This window comes from Massilia rubra (assembly GCF_011682065.1).
Taxonomy (GTDB): domain Bacteria; phylum Pseudomonadota; class Gammaproteobacteria; order Burkholderiales; family Burkholderiaceae_D; genus Telluria_A; species Telluria_A rubra.
The window spans coordinates 138,720-161,881 of record NZ_VUYU01000009.1 but is presented as its reverse complement, the minus strand read 5'-3'; the positions used below and the strand labels follow the sequence as shown (position 1 = coordinate 161,881).

Here is a 23,162-nt window from a genome sequence, read left to right as displayed (position 1 = left end):
TTTGATGAACGCGCCTTTGGACAAAAACCTCGAGCAGACTTTCGTGACTGCCCCGCATTTCCCGATCTACATGGACTATTCGGCGACCACGCCGATCGATCCGAGGGTCGCGGACAAAATGATTCCTTACCTGCGCGAGCAGTTCGGCAATCCGGCGTCGCGCAGCCACATGTACGGCTGGACCGCGGAAGCGGCGGTCGAGGAAGCGCGCGTGCACGTCGCCGCGCTGGTCGGCGCCGATCCGCGCGAGATCATCTGGACTTCCGGCGCGACCGAAAGCAACAACCTGGCGATCAAGGGCGCGGCCCAGTTCTACAAGACCAAGGGCAAGCACATCATCACCGTCAAGACCGAGCATAAAGCCGTGCTCGACACCGTGCGCGAACTCGAACGCGTCGGTTTCGACGCCACCTACCTCGAGCCGCAAGACAATGGCCTGATCACGGTCGCCCAGCTCGAAGCGGCGATCCGCCCGGACACGATCCTGGTGTCGGTCATGCTGGTCAACAACGAAATCGGCGTGATCCAGCCGATCGAAGAACTGGCTGCGCTGTGCCGCTCGAAAGGCATCATTTTCCACTGCGACGCCGCGCAAGCGACCGGCAAGGTGCAGATCGACCTGGCCAACAGCAAGGTTGACCTGATGACCTTTACCGCGCACAAGACTTACGGTCCGAAAGGGATCGGCGCCCTGTACGTGCGGCGCAAGCCGCGCGTGCGCCTCGAAGCGCAGATGCACGGCGGCGGTCACGAGCGCGGCTTGCGTTCGGGCACCCTGGCGACCCACCAGATCGTCGGCATGGGCGAAGCGTTCCGCATCGCAAAAGAAGAGATGGACAGCGAACTGACGCGCGTGACCGCCCTGCGCGACCGCCTCGCCAAGGGCCTGCAAGAGATAGAAGAAGTCTATATCAATGGCGACATGGAACACCGCGTGCCGCACAACCTGAACGTGAGCTTCAATTACGTCGAGGGCGAATCGCTGATCATGGCGATCAAGGATATCGCCGTGTCGTCCGGCTCGGCCTGCACCTCGGCCAGCCTGGAACCATCGTACGTGCTGCGCGCGCTGGGCCGCAGCGACGAGCTCGCGCACAGCTCGATCCGCTTTACCATCGGCCGTTTTTCGACCGAAGCCGACATCGACTTCGCAGTGGACCTGCTCAAGTCGAAAGTCCACAAGCTGCGCGAACTGTCGCCGCTGTGGGACATGTTCAAAGAAGGCATCGACATCAGTTCGATCCAATGGGCAGCCCACTAACCGTATTGAATATTCAGGAGTTTTACCATGGCATACTCGGACAAAGTGTTGGACCACTACGAAAATCCACGTAACGTCGGCGCCTTCGACAAGGGCGACGAAACGATCGGCACCGGCATGGTCGGCGCGCCGGCCTGCGGCGACGTGATGAAATTGCAAATCAAGGTCGGCGCCGATGGCCTGATCGAAGACGCCAAATTCAAGACCTACGGCTGCGGCTCGGCGATTGCCTCGTCGTCGCTGGTGACCGAATGGGTCAAGGGCAAGACCCTGGACCAGGCGCTGTCGATCAAGAATACCCAGATCGCCGAAGAGCTGGCACTGCCGCCGGTCAAGATTCACTGCTCGATCCTGGCGGAAGACGCGATCAAGGCGGCCGTGTTGGACTACAAGACCAAGCATCCGGCTGTCGCTTAAGCGCAGTCACACGCGGAGGGAAACATGGCAATCACACTGACCGAAAAAGCAGCCAAGCACATCAACCGCTTTATTGAACGTCGCGGCAAGGGTGTTGGATTGCGTTTTGGCGTGCGCACCACGGGCTGCTCGGGCCTGGCCTACAAGCTCGAATATGTCGATGAAGCGGCGGCCGAAGACAATGTCTTCGAGTCGCATGGCGTGAAGGTCTTTGTCGACCCGAAAAGCCTGCCGTACATCGACGGTACCGAGCTCGACTTCACGCGCGAGGGCTTGAACGAAGGCTTCCGCTTCAACAATCCGCACGTCAAGGACGAGTGCGGTTGCGGCGAAAGCTTCCGCATCTGACCGCGGTCAGGTAGCCGCACCCATGCAGAATCACTTCGATCTCTTCAACCTGCCGCCCCGTTTCTCGCTCGACACGGGCGCCCTCGACGCCGCCTACCGCGACGTCCAGGGCCAGGTCCACCCCGACCGCTTCGTCAACGCCACCGACGCCGAAAAACGGGTCGCCATGCAATGGGCCACGCGTGCCAACGAGGCTTACCAGACCCTGAAAAATCCGCAGAAGCGCGCGCAGTATCTGTGCGAGCAGAACGGCGTCGATTTGCAGACGGAATCGAACACGGCCATGCCGATGGCGTTCCTGATGCAGCAGATGGAATGGCGCGAGGCGCTCGGCGACGCGCGCGCGGGCAAGGATCTCGGCGCGCTGGAAGAACTCGACGAGCAGGTCAAGCAGGAGCGCAAATCGCGCCTGGTCCAGATCGGCGGGCAGCTTGACGCGGGCGATTACGAGCAAGCGGCGCAGGGGGTGAGGGCGCTGATGTTTTTGGAAAAATTCGGTGAAGAACTCAGCTTTGCCTTCGACGCGCTTGAGCAATAGCCACGCCTTTGAGCGCTTGCGCCAGGCGGGCCACTATCACGTCGTTCCCGCGCAGGCGGGAATCCATAGCACCTGCGAGCATAGGTGCCATCTATTTCCGCGCATGCGGGAAGTCGGTTCCGGCATTGCCGGGAACGACGTGAGCATTCGCACATAATAAGAAATCGGTAATCACATGGCACTTTTGCAAATCTCAGAACCCGGCATGTCGACCGCGCCGCACCAGCATCGGCTGGCCATCGGCATCGACCTGGGCACCACCAATTCGCTGGTCGCCACCGTGCGCAGCGGCAGTCCCGAAGTGTTGAGTGACGAAGAGGGCCGTCCGCTGCTGCCGTCCATCGTGCGCTACCTGCCGAACGGTCACGCCAACATCGGCTACAAGGCCCAGGCCCACCAGACCACCGACCCCAAGAACACCATCGTCTCGGTCAAGCGCTTCATGGGGCGCGGCCTGGCCGACATCGCCTACGCCGAAAACCTGCCTTACGATTTCCAGGATTCGCCCGGCATGGTGCAGATCAAGACCGTGGCCGGCATCAAAAGCCCGGTTGAAATCTCGGCCCAGATCCTCGCCACCTTGCGCCAGCGCGCCGAAGACTCGCTCGGCGACGAACTGGTCGGCGCGGTCATCACCGTGCCCGCCTATTTCGACGACGCCCAGCGCCAGGCCACCAAGGACGCGGCCCAGCTGGCCGGCCTGAACGTGCTGCGCCTCCTGAGCGAACCGACCGCGGCGGCGATCGCCTACGGGCTCGACCACGGCTCCGAAGGCGTGTTCGCCGTCTACGACCTTGGCGGCGGCACTTTCGATATTTCGATCCTCAAGCTGTCCAAGGGCGTGTTCGAAGTGCTTTCCACGGGGGGCGATTCGGCCCTGGGCGGCGACGATTTCGATCACCGCCTGTTCTGCTGGATCTGCGAACAAGCCAGGCTGGCCCCCTTGTCGGACGAAGACACGGCCGTCCTGATGGTCAAGGCGCGCCAGGCCAAGGAACTGTTGTCGACCAACGTCGACACCACCGTCGACGCCATCCTCAACTCCGGCGAGATCGTGCAGGTGAAAATCAGCGCTGAAGTCTTTGCCGACATCACCAAGCACCTGGTCAACAAGACCATGACCGCGATCAAAAAAGCCATGCGCGATGCTTCCGTGTCGGTCGACGATGTCGATGGCGTGGTGATGGTCGGCGGCGCCACCCGCATGCCGCACGTGCGGCGCGCGGTCACCGAATTTTTCAAGACCATCCCGCACGCGAACATCGATCCCGATAAAGTGGTGGCGCTGGGCGCCGCGATCCAGGCCAACCTGCTGGCCGGTAACCGCGCCGCCGGTGACGACTGGCTGCTGCTCGACGTCATTCCGCTCTCGCTCGGCATCGAAACCATGGGCGGCCTGGTCGAAAAAATCATCCCGCGCAATTCGACCATTCCGTGCGCCCGCGCGCAGGAATTCACCACCTTCAAGGATGGCCAGACCGCGCTGGCGGTGCACGTGCTGCAGGGCGAGCGCGAACTGGTGTCCGATTGCCGTTCGCTGGCGCGCTTCGAGCTGCGCGGCATTCCCCCCATGGTGGCCGGCGCCGCGCGCATCCGCATTACTTACCAGGTCGATGCCGATGGCCTGCTGTCGGTGGCGGCGCGCGAAACGCGTTCCGGCGTGGAAGCGTCGATCACGGTCAAGCCATCGTACGGCCTGGCCGACGATGAAGTGGCGCGCATGCTGCAGGATTCGTACACCTCGGCGCAAGGCGACATGGTGCTGCGCGCGCTGCGCGAAGAACAGGTCGAGGCCGAGCGCATCCTGCTGGCCACGCAGTCGGCCCTCGATGGCGACGCCGCGCTGCTCTCCGCCGACGAACGCGGCTCGGTAGACACGCTGATGGACGGCGTGCGTGCCGCACTGGCCGCATCGAATATCGACGACAGCGAGCCGGCGGCAAAACAAGTTGCCCTGCACGCCGCGGTCGACGCGCTGGCCCACGGCACCGAAGAATTCGCGTCGCGCCGCATGGACCAGAGCGTGCGCAGCGCGCTGGCCGGCAAAACGCTCGACGAAGTCTGAACACCCCGGACCCGGCACTGCCGGGTCCCACGAACACACTACCAGGACAATCACCGTGCCCCAAATCGTATTCCTCCCCCATCCCGTCTTCTGCCCTGAAGGCGCCGTCATCGAGGCGCCCGCCGGCAAGTCGGTGTGCGACATCATGCTCGAAAACGATATCGAAATCGAGCACGCCTGCGACCGCGTCTGCGCCTGCACCACGTGCCACGTGCTGGTGCGCGAAGGCTACGCCTCGCTCAACGAGCCCGAAGAAAAAGAAGAAGACCTGCTCGACCGCGCATGGGGCCTGGAGCCGGTCTCGCGCCTGTCGTGCCAGGCGATCGTGGGAACCGAAGACCTGGTGGTCGAGATTCCGAAGTACACGATCAATCATGCGGCTGAAAAGAACCATTGATCGGGAGAGCGCCATGAAATGGAGCGACATTACGGCCATCGCCGAAGCGCTGTGCGACAAATTTCCCGAGGTCGATCCGGCCGCGGTGCGTTTCGTCGACCTGCACAACTGGGTGCTTGAACTCGACGGCTTCGACGACGACCGCACGCGCGGCGGCGAGAAGGTACTCGAAGCGATACAAGGGGCGTGGATCGATGAAGCGCGCTGAAAATACGGCTGCGGCCGAGAAGGCAAAGCCGGCTGAAACGCTGGCGCCCGAGATCCGTCCGGGCCAGTCGATCGCGCTGCTGCAGGAACTGCACATCCTCACGCGCGACGGCAAACTCAATCAGGACAGCCGCCGCAAACTCAAGCAGGTGTACCACCTGTATCAGTTCATCGAGCCGCTGCTCAAGGAGATTCAGGAAGATCACGCCGCCATTTCGCTGGTCGACCATGGCGCCGGCAAGTCCTACCTTGGCTTCATCCTGTACGACCTGTTTTTCAAAGGCCTGGACGACGGCTCGCGCATCTACGGCATCGAGACGCGCGAAGAGCTGGTGCAAAAGTCGACCGCGCTGGCGCACAAGCTGGGCTTTCCCGGCATGTCGTTCCTGAATCTGTCGGTGGCTGAATCGACCCGCTCCGACAAGCTGCCGGAGCAAATCGACATCGTCACCGCACTGCACGCCTGCAACACGGCGACCGACGACGCCATCGACTTCGCCCTGAAAAAGCGCGCCAAATTCATGGTGCTGGTGCCGTGCTGCCAGGCCGAAGTGGCCACCGTCCTCAAGAAAAACAAGGGTAAGGACCTGGGCAAGAGCGCCCTGACCGAAATCTGGCGCCACCCGCTGCACACGCGCGAATTCGGCAGCCAGGTCACCAACGTGCTGCGCTGCCTGCAGCTCGAAGCGCACGGCTACCAGGTCAACGTGACGGAGCTGGTGGGCTGGGAGCACTCGATGAAAAATGAGCTGATCATCGCCAGCTACAAGAACCTGCCGCGCAAGCGTCCCACCGAACGCTTGCGGGAAGTCCTCGCCACGCTCGGCCTGGAAGAAATGGGCGAGCGATTCTACACGCAGCATTTAGCCGAAGCCGAAGCGACGACATGAGCCACGCCACGCCCTGGATCGACCTGCGCAGCGACACCGTCACCCAACCGGGCGACGCCATGCGCGACGCCATGCACGCTGCGCCCGTGGGCGACGACGTGTACGGCGACGACCCCACCGTCAACCGCTTGCAGGATACCGCCGCCGACATGTTCGGCTTCGAGGCCGGCCTGTACGCGCCATCCGGCACGCAGAGCAACCTGATCGCGCTGCTGCTCCATTGCGCGCGCGGCGACGAATACCTGGTCGGCCAGGAAGCGCACACCTATAAGTACGAAGGCGGCGGTGCGGCGGTCCTGGGCAGCATCCAGCCGCAGCCGATCGCCAACCAGCCGGACGGCAGCATCGCGCTGGCCGACATCGACGCCTACATCAAGCCCGACGACATGCACTTTGCGCGCACCCGCTTGCTGGCGCTGGAAAACACCATCGGCGGGCGCGTGCTCGGCGCCGACTACATGGCGGCGGCCACCTCGCTCGCCCATGCGCGCGGCCTGGCCACCCACCTCGATGGCGCGCGCATCTGCAACGCCGCCGTCAAGCAGGGCATCAGCCTGCGCGAGGCCTGCGCCGGTTTCGACAGCGTGTCGGTGTGCCTGTCGAAGGGCCTCGGGGCTCCGGTCGGTTCGGTCCTGCTCGGGAACAAAGCGTTTATCGAACAGGGCAAGCGCTGGCGCAAGATGCTCGGCGGCGGCATGCGCCAGGCCGGCATGATCGCAGCCGCTGGTCTTTATGCGCTGGAGCACAACGTGCAGCGCCTGGCCGATGACCACGCCAACGCGGCCAGGCTGTCGCGCGAACTGGCGCAGATCGCCCAGCTCAAGGTGGCAACGCCGCAGACCAATATTTTCTACATCGAGGTGCCGCCAGCGGCTTGCGAGGCCCTGCGCGCCACGCTCGCGCGCGAGCATATCCGCGCCACCGTCGGCCAGCATACGCGGCTGGTCACGCACCTGAACATCACGGCCGCCGACGTCGACAGAGTCGTCGCCGTATTCACCACATTTTTCAAAGACTGGCACTGAGCTACATGAACGATTCCACCATCCGCCTCGCCAAGCGCGTTTCCGAAATGATGCCGTGCTCGCGCGCGGAAGCCGACAAGTACATCGCCGGAGGGTGGATCAGCGTTGACGGCGTGGTTGTCGAAGAAGCCGGCGCGCGCGTGGCCGACGAGCAGGACGTCGTCATCCATGCCGACGCCACCCTGGTCGAGCTGACGCCCGTCACCATCCTGTTCCACAAGCCGGCCGGCTACAGCGCCGGGGCTGACTCGGACGCCGAAGCGGCCCTGAACCTGCTCACGCAAGAGAACCTGCAGGTGGCCGAACACGGCAAGCAGCGCTTCCTGAAGCGCCACCTGGGCAACCTGACCCTGACCTCGCCGCTGGAGACAAAAGCCAGCGGCCTGGTTGTGTTCACCCAGGACTTCCGCGTGGCGCGCAAACTCGTCGACGAAGGCGCGCGCGTCGAGCAGGAGTTCGTGGTCGAAGTCAAAGGCGACATCCGCGAAGGCGGCCTGGCGCTGCTCAATCACGGCCTCACCTTCAACGGCAAGGAAATCCCGCCGATGAAGGTCAGCTGGCAGAACGAAACGCGCCTGCGCTTCGCGCTCAAGAACGTCAAGCCCGGCCAGTTGATGCACATGTGCCGCCTGGTGGGCCTGAGCATCGTCAGCATCAAGCGCCTGCGCATCGGCCGCGTGCCGATGGCCAGCCTGCCGTCCGGGCAGTGGCGCTACCTGCACGACTACGAGCGCTTCTGACCCCAGGCCCTAGGAAATCAGGTCGCTGGCGGCGATGGTCGTCGCCGTCACACCGGGCCTGAGCGCATACACGATGCTGTTTTCCGGCAGCGCAAGGTCGGCGTCGAGCAGCGCGGCGAACAGCGGCGCCTCGCCCAGCGATGGTGCGCTGTCGACATCGGCCGGCCCGAATCTGCGCAGGCGCCCGAGGAAGCTGGCGTTGTCTTCCCCTGCATGGCGCGCCAGCGCGCGCAGGCTTCCTGCCTCATCGCGCACCATCACGCGCTGTGCCCGCGCCGCGCCATGCAGCAGGGCCAGGTGGTACATCGACATGCGGATGCCGCTGGCAAAATAGGCGATCATGGCCGGACACACGGTGGTGATGTCCTTGCTCGACGTGGCCACGTTATTGAACTCGAACTCGCCGGACCTGTACAGGTCGAGCCAGTGCAGCTGGTTCTCGCGCAGGTCGAACACCATCGGCAGGAACACGCCGTTGGACCCGGCCAGGTCGAAACGCAGCGCGACCGTGCGCGGATCGAAGTGTTCGCCCTCCACATCGTCGCGCAACATCAGGCCGGCGAATGCGTGTTCCAGGCCTTCGAATGGCATGCCCGAGTAATTGTTCAATACCGCCACCGCATAGCGCACGCCGTTCTGGCGCGCCAGGTCGCAATCGAGGTCGACGAATTCACTCGCACCGTCGGGGAAGGGCGCATCCGTCAGGTCGCCGGCGCTGGTGGCGATGACGCTGCCATCGGGCCCTGTGCAGGTGAGCTGGTAGTAAGAACACACCCCCACGTGGCGCCACTCGTCGTCGTAGAACGCGACCGACAAATCGAGGTCCGTCCGGTCGCCGTTTTTCGGTTCGCACCAGTGCAGGAACAGGCGGGCCTTTTTGGCCGTCGGTACGGCCACCACCGAGCCGCGCGGCAGCCCGATGGCCGAGCGGCTTGCCGTGCGTTCGTTGAACGGCACGATGATGTCGCCCAGCGCGGCGTCAATCAGAAAATCGTCCAGGTGCGGCTTGGCTGAAAAGCGCGCCAGCAGTTCGCGTTCGATCAGGGCGACCGCGTCGCCGACGGCCTGGCGCGGCAGCGGTGATCGCCGCTCGCGCACCATGTATCCGGTCGCCACGCTCCCCTTGGGCCAGTAGATGCGCCTCTCCGATGCGTGCAGGCGGGTCGGAAGCAGGGCGCGCAAGGTCAGCAGGACCGGCGTCGCAAACTGCGCCACGCACTGCGCAAAGGCGTCCAGCACGGCGCCGCTGGCGGTATTGTCGTCGCCAGCCACGCTCAGGGCGTGATCGAAGCGGCGCGCCAGTTCCCCCGGGCGCTTGCGCAGTTGGGCGACCATGGCGACGGCGTCCTTGCGCATGATGGCTTTTTCCAGGCCGGCATAAAAGGTCTCGAACTGCGGCGCGGGGGTGCCGTCCGGCCCCTTCTTGCGCACCACGCTGAACGCAAACGCCACCTTCGGATAGCGCTTGTGATACTCGTGCGGGTGCAGGAATTGGCCCAGCCAGACCCAGTACGTGCGGTGGCGCAGCATGTCTTCAGTCAGCGAGTCGGGGTGAAAGCTCTCGAGCAGGGCGAGCAGCGCGCGGCGCAGCGGACGACTCAGTTTGACCATCTTGAAGCGCTTGATGGTCATCGGCAGCGGATAATGCTCGCGCGCGTTCCAGTACGACCCCGGCGTGAACAAGGTCTTGAAGCGCGCCATGCCCCGCATCTTTTCAATCGGAACCTGGCGGTACACCAGTTGCCCTTGCAGCGACGGATCGGCGCCGGAGTAAACGGCCACAAGGCGAATCACGTCCGTCGCGGTGCCGACATGCGCAGCGGCGGCGGCCAGCACGGCGGCCGGCTCGCAGTGCTTGAGCAGGGTGCCGAACAGCAGGGCGATGTTTTCGCGCACCGGGATCTGGCCGGGGACCCAGTCCAGCAGGCGCAGGCCGTAGTCGCCGGCGAGGGCCTTGAAGTCGTCCGTGTCGACCGGCGACATCACCTGTTTGCGTTCGCACATGGCGCGCACCAGCGTCTGCGCGGCATCAATCATGCTGGCGCCGAGGTCGAGCAGCTTGAGATGGGTCGGCGCCGCGCCGTGGGTCAGTGCGGGGTCGGGCAGGAAGAATGGCGAATCGCGGTCGGCGTGACGATGGCAGATCGGGCAGGCGCTGTAATTGCCGCCGTCGAAGCAGGCGTCGCACACCACATGCTGGCACGGCTTGAGCACATGCGTGGTGCCGCGCTGGCCGCAATGCAGGCAGGGCTGGTCGGGCGCCTGCATGAAGTGCGTCAGGACCCGGTCCCTCCACAGTGCTGCGGTGTTGTGCGGCACCAGCTTGGGAAAGCGGCGGAATAGCGGCGTGTGCTGGCGGTTGGCGCCGAGCTGGGCCGCCAGTGTCCTCCAGATGTGTTCGCGCGTTGCATTGAGTACGGGCAGGCTCAGGGTTTGCAGGCGCGCGCGCAGGCGCTGCGACAGGGCATAGCCGAGCTTGGCCAGGTCGATATCGAACAGTTGCATGCAGCCGTCGGGCTGCAGGTCGGCGCCTTGCGCAGCGAAGACGGTAGCCTGGCGGCGCAGCAGCAGCGCCCGGGTTTCTGTAAAATCGCTTGGCATGCCGGGTCCCGTCTTCAGGAAATCAGGTCGCTGGCGGCGATGGTCGTCGCCGTCACACCGGGCCTGAGCGCGTACACGACGCTGTTCTCGGGCAGCGTGATGTCGGCGTCGAGCAAGGCGGCAAACAGCGGCTGTTGCGGCAGGCTCGTGACAGCGTCCACCTCGTTCGCGTTCCACGCGCGCAGACGCGCCAGGAAGCTGGCATCGTCCTCGCCGTCGCGGCGCGCCATCGCCTGCATGCCGTCGCCGCGCAAGATGACGCGCTGCGCACGCGCCGCCGCATGCAGCAGGGCCAGTTCGGCCATGTTGGTGCGCACGCCGCTGGCGAAGTACGCGATCATGGCGGGGCAGATGACCCTGACGGCCGTGTTCGCCGTTTCGACGTTGTTGTAGTCGAAGCCATCTTCCGCATACACCTCCAGCCAATGCAAGCGGTTCTGTTGCAGGTCAAACACCAGCGGCATGAAGGTGCCGTGCTCGCCTTGCAGGTTGAACCTGAGCGCCACCGTGCGCGGGTCCATGTGCGCGCCTTGCATATCGTCGCGGAACATCAGCCCGGCGAACGCATGTTCGAGTGCCTCGAAGGGCATGCCGCAGAAGCTGTTGATCTCCATGACCGCATAGCGCACCCCATTGCTCCGCGCCAGCGCGCAATCGAGGTCGACGAACTCGGTCGCGCCGTCGGGAAACGGCGCGTCGCGCAGATCGCCGGAGCTGACGGCGACAGTCTCGCCATCGCGTCCCAGCCAGGTGAGGTCGCGGTATGAACATTCGCCGATCAGGTTCCAATGTTCGTCGTAGAATCCGATCGCCAGATCCAGGTCGGTGTTGGAATAGGCGCCGCCTTCGGGCGGTTCGCACCAGTGCAGGAACAGGCGCGCCTTCTTGCCGTCGGGGACGGCGAGCGTGGACCCGCGCGGCAGTTGAACCGCCGAGCGGCTTGCCGTGCGTTCGTTGAACGGCACGATGATATCGGCCAGCGCACGGTCGATCAGGAAGTCGCTGACGTGCGGTTTGGCCGAGAAACGCGCCAGCAGGGCGCGCTCGATCAGGGTGAGCGACTGCTCGATCACCGGCTGCGGCAGGGCGCCGCGCCGGTCGGGCGCCATGATGCCAGTGGCCACCGTTCCCGCCGGCCAGAACATGCGGGTTGCGCCGGCACGGGCGCGGGTTGGCAGCAGGGCGCGCAAGGTGAGTAGGACGGGCGTCGAAAACTGCGCCACGCACCGTTCGAAGGCGGCCAGCAGTTGCTCGGTCGCCGCGCTGTCGCCATCGGCCACGCGCAGGGCATGGTCGAAGCGGCGCGCCAGTTCGCCAGGACGCTGCCGCAGCAGGTCGACCATGCCAATGGCGTCCTTGCGCATGACCGCCTTTTCCAGCCTGGTGTAGTAGGTTTCAAATGCCGGTCCAGGAGTGCCGTCCGCCCCCTTCTTGCGGATCACGCTGAAGGCGAACGCCACCTGCGGATAGCGCTGTTGATATTCGTGGGGATGCAGGAACTGGCCAACCCACACCCAGTAAGACTGATGGCGCAGCATGTCTTCGACCAGCGAGTTGAGCGGCAAACGTTCCAGCAAACCGAGCAGCTCGCGGCGCAGCGGGCGGCCCAGTTTGGCTACCTTGAAGCGCTTGACATGCGTCTGGAGCATGATCGTCGTCCCCCACGTGGCCACCTCGGCAAAGCGCTTGAAGCCGCTCAGTTGCTCTGTCGCGACGCTCTTGTACTTGATGAATCCTTGCAGGGAGGGGGAGACGCCGGAGTAAGCGGCAATCAGGCGGATGACGTCGGTGGCGGTATCGATGTGCGCTGCCGCAGCGGCCATCACGGCGCCAGGCGCGCAGCCTTGCAGCAAGGTGCCGAACAGCAGGGCGATATTCTCGCGCACTGGAATGCACCCTGGAATCCACGCGAGCACGTCCAGTCCGTAATCGCTGATCAGCGATTTGAAGTCGTCCGTATCGACCGGCGACATGACCTGCTTGCGTTCGCACATCGACAGCACCAGCGCCCGCACCGCACCGTCAAGGTCGTCAGCGAGGTCGAGCAGTTTCAGGCGTACGCGCTCGGCTGGCAGTGGCAGCGCCTCGTCGGGCGTGAAGAAAGGCGAGGTCCGGTCGACATGGTGCTCGCAGACGGGGCAGGCGCTGTAACTGCTGCCGTCGAAACAGGCGTCGCACACCACGTGCCGGCACGGCTTGAGCACATGCGTCGTGTTGCACTGGCCGCAGTGCAGGCAGGGCTGTCCCTCGGCCTGCATGAAATGCGTCAGGACCTTGCGCACCCACAGCGCGCCGGTGTCGCTCGGCACGTCATCGGGAAAGCGCCGGAACAGGGGCGTGTGCTGACGGTGCCCGCCCACTTCCGTGGCCAGGATATCCCACATCCAGGCCTGGGCGTCGGTCAGCCCTTGCGCATCGAGCGTACCCAGGCGCGCGCGCAGGCGCTGCGAGGCGACATAGCCGAGTTCGGCCAGGTTGAGGTCGAAGGCTTGCAGCAAGGTGTCCGGCAACTGCCCGGCGCCGGCAGGGATGAACAGCGTCAAGCGACGGCGCAAAAGAATCGCGTGTGTTGCGGAAAAATCGGGAAGCATGCTGGTCCAAATGAAAAAAACGGAGTCAGGCGCGAACCATGATCCGTTTTAAAGGTGAGAAGGAAATCGATCAGACTGGTCTATTGGTAGAAGGAAGCCCAACCTAAGCCTTCTCAAGCACGATATTAACCGATTGATAATGAAGAGCCAAGCGGATTATGCTCGACGCGTCTTTTTGCTATTCGAGCGCACATTGCGCGAGAAATACGCTGGGTCCTTTTTTGCGACCCAGTCGATAAACGCCCGGATATCCTCATGCTGCCGCAAGGCCTCCCAGGTATGGAAGGACTTGAACAATTCATGTTCGGTGAAGGTCGAATGGATTTTCTGGTGGCAGATCTTGTGAATATCGAACTGCTCGCGCCCCTTGTAGGTCTTGGGGATCAGGTGATGGCGGTCGACATTGCGTGTGCCGAGGGGCCGGCCGCACAGGGGACACAAGGCCTCGCTCATGTCGCCCCCGTGATCACGCCTGGGCCGGCTTGGGCAGCGAAATGAGGCGGGTGCCGGCCAGCCGGTCGTGCAGGAACTGGCGGTCCTTGTCGAGAAACACGGTCATGCCCCATGCCACGATATTGATCGCCAGCGCGGTCGCCACCTGGCTCTTGCCGGTCAGGTGAAAGCGCCAGCAGATGACCAGCGCCGGCAGCACCCAGCCCCAGCCCAGCAGGTAGCGCACCAGGGCAGCCTTGAGCGGCACTGTCGCATAGCCGACCTTGACCAGTTTGATGCGCCAGGTTTTCATGGCCAGGGTATGGCCGCTGCCGGTCCAGGAATAGATGAAATAGGCGCCCGGCACGAGGAACAGCACGACCGTGCGGCCATGCTCGATCACGCCCTGGCTCATTTTCTGCGTGATCAGCAGGAAAATGAGCAGGCCGAACATGACCACGGCGGTCAGCAGGAACAGCTCGTACACCATGCAGATCAGACGACGTTTCAGGGTAGGTGTGGCAACCGGGGTCTTACTATTTTGCATTGGAAACTGGATTGGCCGGCGCAGGGGCGGTCGGCGCTGTGGTAGGTGGGGCGGTGATGGCCGGCACAGCCAGCGGAGCGCCCGCCGACGGGCTCGCGATGCAGCGCGGCACGGCCGCCGGGGCGTTGCGGATGGTGCCAGGCGGACAGCCAGCCGGGGGCGGCTTGCTTGGCGCGAGCGGCTTGAGCTGCGTTGCCGGCGGCAAGTTGGTGACCTGCTTTTTGGCGGCGGCGGCGTCAAGCGCGAGCTTTTTCTTTTCTTCTTCGGGCAATTGCTGGTATTTCTCCCATTCGGCCGATTTCTGGCTCTTGTCGATCTTTTTGCTCAGCGTGTAGTTTTCGCGGGCCACGCGCCGTTCGTCGGGTGTGAGTCGGGTCCAGGCGCGCATGCGTTCCTGCATGCGCACTTGCTCATCGGGCTTCATGGACGAATAGCGGTTGGCGATATCAAGCCATTTTTGCTTGCGCACCGACTCCATGCGGTCCCACTCGCCCTTGAGCGGGTCGAGCGCGACTTGCTGGGGCGGCGACAGGTCTTTCCACATGGGCTTGCCCGCAAGCGGTGCGGGCTTGGCGGCAATCGACGGCGCCGGCTTGGAAATGGGCGCCACGACCGGCTTTGCCGGCTGCCCCGGCGGCACGGCGGTAGGCGCCGGCAAGGGCGCGCCGGCGGGCGCCGGTGCGGCCAGCTGGGCTGTGGCGATGCCGTGTGTTGTCAACAATGCAAGCGCAAGCGCCAGCAAGGGCCGGGACGAAGTCGCGCGCGTCATCCTTATTGGGCGCGCTGGGCGAGGTAGGCGTTGAAGCCCTGGTCCAGGTAGGCCGTCAGCGGCAACTCGTCGGACAGCACAGCCGCGTCGAGCTCGGCGATTTCTTCGAGGCGCTGCTGTTCTTCGTACTGATAAATGCCGGCCAGGCCAGCGACCAGCGCCATCAGTGGAATGGCCACGCTCATGCGGCCGAGCGAGGAAAACGAGAACAGGGCGCCGATATTGCCGGCCAGCTGGGTTTGCGCAACCTTGACCGGGGCGTGCGGCTTCTTGCGGGCCATGGCGGCCTTGCGCGCGGCCGCCAGGCGGTCGGTCGTCGCAGCGGGCAGCGCGTCGAGATGGTCGTTCAGGGCGTGGCGTACTTTGTACGCAAAGTTCAGATCGTCGGTGTTCATAATTTTATTCCCTTGGCTTTCAGCGATTCGGCGAGGGTATGAGTCGCTCGCGAGCAGTGCGTTTTGACACTTCCCTCGGAACATCCCATCGCTTCGGCTGTTTCAGCCACGTCCATGTCCTGCCAGTAACGCATGAGGAAGGCTTCCCGTTGACGCGCCGGCAGTTTTTGTACTTCGGCGTCGATCAGGCTCAAGGTCTGCTGGCGCTCGACCTGGTCCGCGCTCGACTCCGCCGAGGCCGAACCTTGTTCCGCCTCAAACGATTCAAGTATATCAAATTCTTCGTCTTCTCCCTCGCGCCGGCCCATGCCCGAGAAGAGGCTGACCCAGGTATTGCGCACTTTTTCGCGGCGGAAGTAATCGAGGATGGTGTTTTGCAAAATGCGCTGGAACAGCATCGGCAGCTCGGCGGCCGGCTTGTCTCCATATTTTTCGGCGAGCTTGATCATCGCGTCCTGCACGATATCGAGCGCAGCTTCATCCTTGCGCACGGCGTACACGGCTTGCTTGAAGGCGCGCCGTTCGACATTCTCAAGAAAATCGGATAACTCTTTGTCTGTGGCCATGCGAACGAGGGTGGGAAGGGACGCGCCGCAGGGGCATAGCCTGTGGCATTGGAGAAAACTGACGCATGCTAGCAAAGAATGGACCTGTTTGCATGGTATTTACCATTCCAGCCCTGCCCGGCGATGCGAAAGCGGCAACGCCGGACCGATTTAACTTGACCGCAATGGTGCAACGCAGTAAGGTATATGACGCTTTGCAACCCCGAAGCTGTATGGTCAAGTCGAAAACGCCACACAAGGCCAAGCTCGACCTGACGCGCTTTCATATGTAGGCAGTTTGCTCTAACCCGCGCCACAAGCGCGAGAGGTTCGCAGTAATCGCTACAGAAACTCACGCCAAACGAGTTGCGTTTAGCGCCGGTTCGTAACGTATCTATGGGTACGTGAAAGATCGCCGTGACCGCAGAAAGAAGGGAAGCCTGAGCACTGTCGCGCCACGCGAATTTCGTTAGGAAAGAGCATCCGATCACCTCCCAATGGGTCTTGAAAGGAATGTATCATGAACAACGAATCATCGGCCACCATCACGGGGTCCGAAATACTCGTCCGTTGTCTGGCGGAAGAAGGCGTTAAACACGTTTTCGGTTATCCAGGCGGCGCCGTACTGTATATCTACGACGCCATCTTCAAGCAAGACAAATTCCAACACGTCCTGGTACGTCACGAACAGGCCGCCGTGCATGCGGCAGACGCCTATTCGCGCAGCTCGAACACCGTCGGCGTGGCCCTGGTCACCTCCGGTCCGGGTGTCACGAATGCCGTCACGGGTCTTGCCACGGCGTACATGGATTCGATTCCGATGGTCGTCATTTCCGGCCAGGTGCCCAGCACCGCGATCGGCCAGGATGCATTCCAGGAATGCGACACCGTCGGCATCACGCGTCCCTGCGTCAAGCACAACTTCCTCGTCAAGGATGTGAAAGACCTGGCCGCCACGATCAAGAAAGCGTTCTTCATTGCGCGCACCGGCCGTCCCGGTCCGGTCCTGGTCGATATTCCCAAAGACATCAGCATGCACAAGTGCGCCTACGACTATCCGAAGGATATCGAAATGCGCTCGTACAAGCCGATCGACAAGGGCCATTCGGGCCAGATCCGCAAGGCGGTGCAATTGCTGCTGCAGGCCGAACGTCCGATGATCTACACCGGCGGCGGCGTGATCCTGGCCAATGCCTCGCCCGAGCTGAACAAGCTGGTCGACAAGCTTGGTTTTCCGGTCACCAACACCCTGATGGGCCTGGGCGCCTACCGCGCCTCGAGCGACAAGTTCCTCGGCATGCCCGGCATGCACGGCACGTACGAGGCGAACATGGCGATGCAGCACTGCGACGTCTTGATCGCCATCGGCGCGCGCTTCGACGACCGCGTGATCGGCAACCCGAAACACTTCGCCTCCAACCCGCGCAAGATCATCCACGTGGACATCGATCCATCGTCGATTTCCAAGCGGGTCAAGGTCGATATTCCCATCGTCGGCAACGTCAAGGACGTGCTGATCGAATTTTTGGCGCAGCTCGACGCCGCCGACGCCAAGGTCAACGCCGCGCCGCTCAAGGACTGGTGGAAGCAGATCGGCGAATGGCGCGGGCGCGAGTGCCTCAAATACGCCGATTCCGACCTGGTCATCAAGCCGCAGTCGGTGGTGCAAAAGGTGTGGGAAATCACCAAGGGCGACGCCTTCATTACCTCCGACGTCGGCCAGCACCAGATGTGGGCGGCCCAGTACTACCCGTTCGACAAGCCGCGTCGCTGGATCAATTCCGGCGGCCTGGGCACGATGGGTGTGGGCTTGCCGTACGCCATGGGCGTGCAGATGGCCAATCCGGACGCGACAGTTGCCTGCATCACCGGCGAAGGCTCGATCCAGATGTGCATCCAGGAACTGGCTACCTGCAAGCAATATCACCTGACGCCGAAAATCATTTTGCTCAACAACCGCTTCCTCGGCATGGTGCGCCAGTGGCAACAGATCGATTACGGTTCGCGCTATTCCGAGTCCTACATGGATTCGCTGCCGGACTTCTCGATGCTGGCCGAATCGTTCGGCCACGTCGGCATGAAGATCGAAAAGCCGGGCGATGTCGATGGCGCGCTGAAAGAAGCGTTTGGCATGAAAGACCGCCTCGTGTTCATGAACTTCATCACTGACCAGTCCGAAAACGTCTGGCCGATGGTCAAGGCCGGCAAGGGCTTGTCCGAAATGCTGCTCGGCTCGGAGGACCTGTAATGCGCCATATCATTTCTGTCCTGCTCGAAAACGAAGCCGGTGCCCTGTCGCGCGTGGTCGGGCTGTTTTCCGCCCGCGGCTACAACATTGAAACCCTGACCGTCGCCCCGACCGAAGACGCCACCCTGTCGCGCATGACCATCGTCACCAGCGGCTCGGACGATGTGATCGAACAGATCACCAAGCACCTGAACCGCCTGATCGAGGTGGTCAAGGTGGTCGACCTGACCGAAGGCGCGCACATCGAGCGCGAGCTCATGCTGATCAAGGTGCGCGCGGTCGGCAAGGAACGCGAAGAGATGAAGCGCACGGCGGACATCTTCCGCGGCCGCATCATCGACGTCACGGAAAAGACTTACACGATCGAGCTGACCGGCAACAAAGGCAAGCTCGACGCGTTCATCGATTCCATCGACCGCGCCTCGATCCTCGAAACGGTGCGTACCGGTGGATCGGGTATCGGCCGCGGCGAACGCATCCTCAAAGTTTAATCCGTGCCCACGGTCCTGATCCAGGGCGCGCACGTCCCACACCAAAAATTATAGGAAAATTATCATGAACGTTTTTTACGACAAAGATTGCGACCTCTCCCTCGTCAAAGGCAAGAACGTTGCCATCATCGGCTACGGCTCGCAAGGCCACGCGCACGCACAGAACCTGAACGATTCGGGCGTCAACGTCACCGTCGGCCTGCGCAAGGGCGGCGCTTCCTGGACCAAGGTCGAGCAAGCCGGCCTGAAAGTTGCCGAAGTCAATGACGCGATCAAAGCCGCCGACATCATCATGATCTTGCTGCCTGATGAAAACATCGCCCAGGTGTACACCGAGAACGTGGCGCCGCACGCCAAGCAGGGCGCGGTGCTGGCCTTCGCGCACGGCTTCAACGTGCACTACGGCCAGGTCGTGCCACGCGCCGACCTCGACGTGATCATGATCGCGCCAAAGGCCCCGGGCCACACCGTGCGCGGCACCTACGCAGCCGGTGGCGGCGTGCCGCACCTGATCGCCGTCTACCAGGACAAGTCCGGCTCGGCGCGCGATATCGCCCTGTCGTACGCCATGGCCAACGGCGGCGGCCGTGCCGGCATCATCGAAACCAACTTCCGTGAAGAAACAGAGACCGATCTGTTCGGTGAGCAAGCGGTTCTGTGCGGCGGTGCGGTCGAGCTGATCAAGGCCGGTTTCGAAACCCTGACCGAAGCGGGCTACGCGCCGGAAATGGCGTACTTCGAGTGCCTGCACGAGTTGAAATTGATTGTCGACCTGATCTACGAAGGCGGCATTGCCAACATGAACTACTCGATCTCGAACAACGCCGAGTACGGCGAGTACGTGACGGGTCCGAAAGTGGTAACGTCGGCGACCAAGGATGCGATGCGTCAGTGCCTGAAAGATATCCAGACGGGTGAGTACGCAAAAAGCTTCATCCTGGAAAACAAGGCCGGCGCCCCGACCCTGATTTCGCGCCGTCGTTTGACGTCCGAGCACCCGATCGAAGAAGTTGGCGCAAAACTGCGCGCGATGATGCCGTGGATTGCCAAGAACAAGCTGGTCGACCAGTCGAAGAACTAAGTGTCGCCCGCATCGCTCCCGCCGCGCGGGAGCGATGTATCCCAAATGTAAGCAACCTTCCCAAATTTGCAAATTTTGATTACAACGGTACGTGGTTCGTCCGATTCCGGTTATCGTCCGGGTTAACCAAGCTGATGAGGTACCGCTACCTCGCATGCTTGCCATTCACCTGGAGAAAATCATGTCCCTCAAAAAAATTGCACTCATCGCCGCCGTCGCCTTTGCCTTGCCAGCGTTCGCCCAGAACACGCTCGCGACCGCCGGCGCGCTGGTGATCGTTCCCGCCTACGGTGAAGTCACGCATCCGAACGACCAGGTGGTCGCCACCTTCTTTATCGAAGAGCAGGACAAGGACAAAGCCGCCGCCGCCTCGCGCGTCAACCAGAAGATGAAGCAGGGCACCGACATCGTGCGCCGCGAAGACCCGAAAGCGATCCTCAAAACGGTCGGCTACTACACTTACCCGATCTATCCGGAAGTGGTGCCCCGTCCTGACGGCCAGCCGCAGCCGCGCCCGCTCGTGCCGACCGGTTGGAGGGTCGGCCAGTATCTGGAAGTGAAAACCACCAACCTCGCCAACCTGCCGAAAATGACGGCCGCCGTGCAAAAGGTCCTGGCACTGAACGGCCTGAACTTCGGCCTGGCGCCCGCTACCATCCGCAAGCTCGACGACGAGCGCCTGATCGCCACCTACAAGAACCTGAACGAGCGCGTTGCCGCGATCGCCAGCGCGATGGGCCGCAAGATGAGCGAAGCGGTGATCGATACGCTGGACTACGAAGGTTCGGGCAACTACGCCCAGCAAGACAGCGCCCCGATGATGTTGCGCTCCGCCAAGGCTGAAAGCACCGAAGTGGCCGAGCCAAGCTTCGAACCGGGCGAAACCACCTTGCAGATGCGTCTTGTAGGAAAGGTGAAATTCAAGTAAAAGTATCTGATCGCTAAGTTGACGGTGCTCCCACTATAATAAGTGGGAAACCAGCCAACTTCATGGCGGCCGCCTCCACCTTCGGACGCGGCTAAGTAAGTGTGCAGAAATTACAAGAATTTATGCGCACTTACTTGGATGCAGCGATCCCATTACTTGAAACGGAAACATATGCCGACCTTCCCACGCCGCAGAAAGCCCTCAGTCCCGAAAGCGAAGGGCGGCAAACTGTCCCGCTTCAGCAAGATCGGCCGCCGGGTCGATGCCGAAGGCAACCCGATGCGGCGCCGGGGAATCTACCTGTTACCGAATGCCTTTACCACGGCCGCGCTGTTCTGCGGCTTTTACGCCATCGTCATGGCCATGAACCAGCGCTTCGAACACGCCGGCTGGGCCATTTTCATCGCCATGATCCTCGATGGCCTCGACGGGCGCATCGCCCGCCTGACCAACACCCAATCCGAATTCGGCGCCCAGTACGACAGCCTGGCCGACATGGTCTCGTTTGGCGCCGCGCCGGCGCTGGTGATCTACGAATGGTCGCTGCGCGGCCTCGGCAAATTCGGCTGGCTGGCCGCCTTCGTCTACTGCGCCGGCGCCGCCTTGCGCCTGGCGCGCTTCAACACCAATATCGAAGTGGTCGACAAGCGCTTCTTCCAGGGCTTGCCCAGCCCGGCCGCCGCCGCCATGGTGGCCGGCTTCGTGCTGATGATGACCGACCTCGGGTTTTCCGGCGCCCAACTGCCGTGGATCTCGTGGGGCATCGCGCTGTTCGCCGGCCTGACCATGGTCACCAATGTACCGTTCTACAGCTTCAAGGACGTCAACTTCCGCAAGTCGGTGCCCTTCATCGTCGTGTTCCTGATCGCGCTGGCGCTGGCGCTGGTCTCGATCGACCCGCCAAAAGTGCTGATGCCGCTGTTTGTTATCTATGGTTTGTCCGGTTATGTGGTGTACGCATGGCGCCTTGCCAAGGGCAAGCCGGTGAGCATCGTGCAGACCGACGACGAACCTGTCGACCAGAGCGAACGCCGCTGACCATCGATCCGATGGCGGCCGGCGCAAGCTCGCCTTTTTACCCTGCCCAATGGAGCCGCCATGACGAATTCGAATCGCCTGATCATTTTTGACACCACCCTGCGCGACGGCGAGCAATCGCCCGGCGCATCGATGACCAAGGATGAAAAGGTCCGCATCGCGCGCCAGTTGGAGCGCATGCGCGTCGACGTCATCGAAGCCGGCTTCGCCGCCGCTTCGCCGGGCGACTTCGAGGCCATCCGCGCCATCGCCAGTGCGGTGCGCGAGTCGACCATCTGCTCGCTCTCGCGCGCCAACGACCGCGACATCGCGCGCGCCGCCGAAGCGCTGGCGCCGGCCGAACGCAAACGCATCCACACCTTCATCGCCACCTCGCCCCTGCACATGCAGATGAAGCTGCGCATGGAGCCGGAACAGGTGCTCGAACAGGCCAAGATTGCGATTCGGTGCGCGCGCCAGTACACCGACGACATTGAATTTTCGCCCGAAGACGGCAGCCGCTCCGACGAAGATTTTTTATGCCGCGTGCTCGAAGCGGTGATCGCCGAAGGCGCCACCACCATCAACTTCCCCGACACCGTCGGCTACGCCGTGCCCGAGGTATTCGGCGCCACCATCCGTCGCCTGCGCGAGCGCATTCCCAACTCCGACAAGGCCATCTGGTCGGTCCACTGCCACAACGACCTTGGGCTGGCGGTGGCCAACTCGCTGGCCGGCGTGATGATCGGCGGCGCGCGCCAGATCGAATGCACCATCAACGGCCTGGGCGAACGCGCCGGCAACACCGCGCTGGAAGAAGTGGTCATGGCGTTGCGCACCCGCAGCGACCACTTTGGGCTGGAACTGGGCATCGACACGACCCAGATCGTGGCGGCGTCGAAAATGGTGTCGCAGATTACCGGCTTTGCGGTGCAGCCGAATAAGGCGGTGGTCGGCGCGAACGCCTTTGCGCACGCATCGGGCATCCACCAGGACGGCATTCTGAAAGCACGCGAAACGTACGAGATCATGCGCGCCGAAGACGTGGGCTGGGCCGCCAACAAGATCGTGCTGGGCAAACTGTCTGGCCGTAACGCCTTCAAGGAACGCCTGCGCGAACTTGGCATCGTGCTCGAATCCGAGGCTGAAGTGAACGCCGCTTTTGCCCGCTTCAAGGAACTGGCCGACCGCAAGTCCGAGATTTTCGACGAAGACATCATGGCCCTGGTGTCGGATGAAGAACACGCGCAGCAAGATGAACACTACCGCTTCGTGTCGCTCTCGCAGCGCTCCGAAACCGGCGAAATCCCGCGCGCCAAAGTGGTGTTTGCAATCGGCGGCAAGGAGTTCGCCTGCGAAGGCGAGGGCGATGGCCCGGTCGACGCCACCGTCAACGCCATCGAAAAAGAAGCGGTCAGCGGCGCCGAACTGGTGCTGTTTTCGATCAATGCGATCAGCAACGGCACCCAGTCGCAGGGCGAGGTCACGATGCGCCTGTCGCGCTCGGGGCGGATCGTCAACGGCGTCGGCTCGGACCCGGACATCATCGTCGCTTCGGCCAAGGCCTATCTGTCGGGGCTGAACAAACTGCACTCGAAGATCGAACGGGTCAATGCGCAGGAGTAGCCG

At 62.9% G+C, this 23,162-nt stretch carries 23 protein-coding genes; 16 read left to right on the top strand and 7 right to left on the bottom strand.

What is annotated here, in order from left to right; translation table 11 throughout:
* Positions 1–4 precede the first annotated feature (4 nt).
* From F0185_RS16295 to F0185_RS16250, 10 genes are all read left to right on the top strand, one after another.
* Positions 5–1,261 carry an IscS subfamily cysteine desulfurase gene (locus F0185_RS16295; RefSeq protein ID WP_167226109.1) on the top strand — a complete coding sequence of 419 codons (1,257 nt, stop codon included), beginning with the start codon at positions 5–7 and terminating at the stop codon, positions 1,259–1,261.
* A gap of 27 nt (positions 1,262–1,288) precedes the next feature.
* Positions 1,289–1,678 (top strand): Fe-S cluster assembly scaffold IscU, encoded by a 390-nt coding sequence (gene iscU, locus F0185_RS16290; RefSeq protein ID WP_099876445.1) that lies wholly within the window; start codon positions 1,289–1,291, stop codon positions 1,676–1,678.
* 24 nt (positions 1,679–1,702) lie between these two features.
* Positions 1,703–2,026 carry an iron-sulfur cluster assembly protein IscA gene (gene iscA / locus F0185_RS16285; protein WP_166876663.1) on the top strand — a complete coding sequence of 108 codons (324 nt, stop codon included), beginning with the start codon at positions 1,703–1,705 and terminating at the stop codon, positions 2,024–2,026.
* A gap of 22 nt (positions 2,027–2,048) precedes the next feature.
* Positions 2,049–2,564 (top strand): Fe-S protein assembly co-chaperone HscB, encoded by a 516-nt coding sequence (hscB, locus tag F0185_RS16280; protein WP_167226107.1) that lies wholly within the window; start codon positions 2,049–2,051, stop codon positions 2,562–2,564.
* A gap of 175 nt (positions 2,565–2,739) precedes the next feature.
* On the top strand, positions 2,740–4,629 hold the full coding sequence (hscA, locus tag F0185_RS16275) for a Fe-S protein assembly chaperone HscA (protein ID WP_167226105.1): 1,890 nt from the start codon (positions 2,740–2,742) through the stop codon (positions 4,627–4,629).
* A 55-nt stretch (positions 4,630–4,684) separates the two neighbouring features.
* Positions 4,685–5,026, top strand: a complete 342-nt coding sequence (fdx, locus tag F0185_RS16270) for an ISC system 2Fe-2S type ferredoxin (protein WP_166876655.1) — start codon at positions 4,685–4,687, stop codon at positions 5,024–5,026.
* Positions 5,027–5,039: 13 nt separating this feature from the next.
* Positions 5,040–5,234 (top strand): Fe-S cluster assembly protein IscX, encoded by a 195-nt coding sequence (gene iscX / locus F0185_RS16265; RefSeq protein ID WP_167226103.1) that lies wholly within the window; start codon positions 5,040–5,042, stop codon positions 5,232–5,234.
* Entirely contained in the window at positions 5,221–6,123 is a 903-nt protein-coding gene (locus tag F0185_RS16260; protein WP_167226101.1) for a class I SAM-dependent methyltransferase, read from the top strand. The genes iscX and F0185_RS16260 overlap by 14 nt, the downstream gene beginning before the upstream one ends.
* Positions 6,120–7,148, top strand: coding sequence for a low-specificity L-threonine aldolase (ltaE, locus tag F0185_RS16255; RefSeq protein ID WP_167226099.1), 1,029 nt, complete (start codon positions 6,120–6,122; stop codon positions 7,146–7,148). Before F0185_RS16260 ends, ltaE begins: the two co-directional genes overlap by 4 nt.
* Before the next feature lie 5 nt (positions 7,149–7,153).
* The gene (locus tag F0185_RS16250; protein ID WP_167226097.1) at positions 7,154–7,888 is read left to right on the top strand and encodes an rRNA pseudouridine synthase; all 735 of its coding nucleotides are present in this window, start codon (positions 7,154–7,156) and stop codon (positions 7,886–7,888) included.
* 9 nt (positions 7,889–7,897) lie between these two features.
* On the opposite strand, the gene F0185_RS16245 is transcribed toward F0185_RS16250, so the two are convergent.
* The 7 genes from F0185_RS16245 to F0185_RS16215 all read right to left on the bottom strand — a co-directional run bounded on the left by F0185_RS16245 (position 7,898) and on the right by F0185_RS16215 (position 15,789).
* Complete coding sequence (locus F0185_RS16245) at positions 7,898–10,489, bottom strand: MXAN_6230/SCO0854 family RING domain-containing protein (RefSeq protein WP_167226095.1); 2,592 nt, start codon at positions 10,487–10,489, stop codon at positions 7,898–7,900.
* 14 nt (positions 10,490–10,503) lie between these two features.
* On the bottom strand, positions 10,504–13,080 hold the full coding sequence (locus tag F0185_RS16240; RefSeq protein WP_308623672.1) for an MXAN_6230/SCO0854 family RING domain-containing protein: 2,577 nt from the start codon (positions 13,078–13,080) through the stop codon (positions 10,504–10,506).
* Between the two features lie 156 nt (positions 13,081–13,236).
* The gene (locus F0185_RS16235; RefSeq protein WP_167226091.1) at positions 13,237–13,533 is read right to left on the bottom strand and encodes a hypothetical protein; all 297 of its coding nucleotides are present in this window, start codon (positions 13,531–13,533) and stop codon (positions 13,237–13,239) included.
* A gap of 13 nt (positions 13,534–13,546) precedes the next feature.
* Positions 13,547–14,059 carry an RDD family protein gene (locus F0185_RS16230; protein ID WP_167226089.1) on the bottom strand — a complete coding sequence of 171 codons (513 nt, stop codon included), beginning with the start codon at positions 14,057–14,059 and terminating at the stop codon, positions 13,547–13,549.
* Positions 14,049–14,780 (bottom strand): DUF3106 domain-containing protein, encoded by a 732-nt coding sequence (locus tag F0185_RS16225; protein ID WP_229477060.1) that lies wholly within the window; start codon positions 14,778–14,780, stop codon positions 14,049–14,051. The genes F0185_RS16230 and F0185_RS16225 overlap by 11 nt, the downstream gene beginning before the upstream one ends.
* 50 nt (positions 14,781–14,830) lie before the next feature.
* On the bottom strand, positions 14,831–15,223 hold the full coding sequence (locus F0185_RS16220) for a DUF3619 family protein (protein WP_167226088.1): 393 nt from the start codon (positions 15,221–15,223) through the stop codon (positions 14,831–14,833).
* Complete coding sequence (locus F0185_RS16215; RefSeq protein ID WP_166886438.1) at positions 15,220–15,789, bottom strand: RNA polymerase sigma factor; 570 nt, start codon at positions 15,787–15,789, stop codon at positions 15,220–15,222. Before F0185_RS16215 ends, F0185_RS16220 begins: the two co-directional genes overlap by 4 nt.
* Before the next feature lie 499 nt (positions 15,790–16,288).
* Here F0185_RS16215 and F0185_RS16210 point away from each other — a divergent pair, with 499 nt between their 5' ends.
* From F0185_RS16210 to F0185_RS16185, 6 genes are all read left to right on the top strand, one after another.
* Entirely contained in the window at positions 16,289–18,016 is a 1,728-nt protein-coding gene (locus F0185_RS16210; RefSeq protein ID WP_167226086.1) for an acetolactate synthase 3 catalytic subunit, read from the top strand.
* A complete protein-coding gene (gene ilvN, locus F0185_RS16205; protein ID WP_054263691.1) occupies positions 18,016–18,507 on the top strand; it encodes an acetolactate synthase small subunit in 492 nt (163 codons plus the stop codon). Before F0185_RS16210 ends, ilvN begins: the two co-directional genes overlap by 1 nt.
* 64 nt (positions 18,508–18,571) lie before the next feature.
* On the top strand, positions 18,572–19,588 hold the full coding sequence (gene ilvC / locus F0185_RS16200; protein ID WP_054263690.1) for a ketol-acid reductoisomerase: 1,017 nt from the start codon (positions 18,572–18,574) through the stop codon (positions 19,586–19,588).
* A gap of 181 nt (positions 19,589–19,769) precedes the next feature.
* Positions 19,770–20,516 carry an SIMPL domain-containing protein gene (locus tag F0185_RS16195; RefSeq protein WP_187362555.1) on the top strand — a complete coding sequence of 249 codons (747 nt, stop codon included), beginning with the start codon at positions 19,770–19,772 and terminating at the stop codon, positions 20,514–20,516.
* 171 nt (positions 20,517–20,687) lie between these two features.
* On the top strand, positions 20,688–21,554 hold the full coding sequence (gene pssA / locus F0185_RS16190; protein WP_167226083.1) for a CDP-diacylglycerol--serine O-phosphatidyltransferase: 867 nt from the start codon (positions 20,688–20,690) through the stop codon (positions 21,552–21,554).
* A gap of 60 nt (positions 21,555–21,614) precedes the next feature.
* On the top strand, positions 21,615–23,159 hold the full coding sequence (locus F0185_RS16185; RefSeq protein WP_167226070.1) for a 2-isopropylmalate synthase: 1,545 nt from the start codon (positions 21,615–21,617) through the stop codon (positions 23,157–23,159).
* Positions 23,160–23,162 lie beyond the last annotated feature (3 nt).

Excerpts from the sequence above, each read along its gene's own strand:
- ilvC (WP_054263690.1), top strand. The coding sequence starts at position 18,572 with ATGAACGTTTTTTACGACAAAGATTGCGACCTCTCCCTCGTCAAAGGC.
- ltaE (WP_167226099.1), top strand. The coding sequence starts at position 6,120 with ATGAGCCACGCCACGCCCTGGATCGACCTGCGCAGCGACACCGTCACC.
- F0185_RS16210 (WP_167226086.1), top strand. The coding sequence starts at position 16,289 with ATGAACAACGAATCATCGGCCACCATCACGGGGTCCGAAATACTCGTC.
- iscA (WP_166876663.1), top strand. The coding sequence starts at position 1,703 with ATGGCAATCACACTGACCGAAAAAGCAGCCAAGCACATCAACCGCTTT.
- hscA (WP_167226105.1), top strand. The coding sequence starts at position 2,740 with ATGGCACTTTTGCAAATCTCAGAACCCGGCATGTCGACCGCGCCGCAC.
- F0185_RS16185 (WP_167226070.1), top strand. The coding sequence starts at position 21,615 with ATGACGAATTCGAATCGCCTGATCATTTTTGACACCACCCTGCGCGAC.
- F0185_RS16215 (WP_166886438.1), bottom strand. The coding sequence starts at position 15,789 with ATGGCCACAGACAAAGAGTTATCCGATTTTCTTGAGAATGTCGAACGG.
- F0185_RS16220 (WP_167226088.1), bottom strand. The coding sequence starts at position 15,223 with ATGAACACCGACGATCTGAACTTTGCGTACAAAGTACGCCACGCCCTG.
- iscX (WP_167226103.1), top strand. The coding sequence starts at position 5,040 with ATGAAATGGAGCGACATTACGGCCATCGCCGAAGCGCTGTGCGACAAA.
- F0185_RS16230 (WP_167226089.1), bottom strand. The coding sequence starts at position 14,059 with ATGCAAAATAGTAAGACCCCGGTTGCCACACCTACCCTGAAACGTCGT.
- ilvN (WP_054263691.1), top strand. The coding sequence starts at position 18,016 with ATGCGCCATATCATTTCTGTCCTGCTCGAAAACGAAGCCGGTGCCCTG.
- F0185_RS16250 (WP_167226097.1), top strand. The coding sequence starts at position 7,154 with ATGAACGATTCCACCATCCGCCTCGCCAAGCGCGTTTCCGAAATGATG.
- iscU (WP_099876445.1), top strand. The coding sequence starts at position 1,289 with ATGGCATACTCGGACAAAGTGTTGGACCACTACGAAAATCCACGTAAC.
- F0185_RS16195 (WP_187362555.1), top strand. The coding sequence starts at position 19,770 with ATGTCCCTCAAAAAAATTGCACTCATCGCCGCCGTCGCCTTTGCCTTG.
- F0185_RS16245 (WP_167226095.1), bottom strand. The coding sequence starts at position 10,489 with ATGCCAAGCGATTTTACAGAAACCCGGGCGCTGCTGCTGCGCCGCCAG.
- F0185_RS16295 (WP_167226109.1), top strand. The coding sequence starts at position 5 with ATGAACGCGCCTTTGGACAAAAACCTCGAGCAGACTTTCGTGACTGCC.
- pssA (WP_167226083.1), top strand. The coding sequence starts at position 20,688 with ATGCCGACCTTCCCACGCCGCAGAAAGCCCTCAGTCCCGAAAGCGAAG.
- F0185_RS16240 (WP_308623672.1), bottom strand. The coding sequence starts at position 13,080 with ATGCTTCCCGATTTTTCCGCAACACACGCGATTCTTTTGCGCCGTCGC.
- hscB (WP_167226107.1), top strand. The coding sequence starts at position 2,049 with ATGCAGAATCACTTCGATCTCTTCAACCTGCCGCCCCGTTTCTCGCTC.
- F0185_RS16260 (WP_167226101.1), top strand. The coding sequence starts at position 5,221 with ATGAAGCGCGCTGAAAATACGGCTGCGGCCGAGAAGGCAAAGCCGGCT.
- F0185_RS16235 (WP_167226091.1), bottom strand. The coding sequence starts at position 13,533 with ATGAGCGAGGCCTTGTGTCCCCTGTGCGGCCGGCCCCTCGGCACACGC.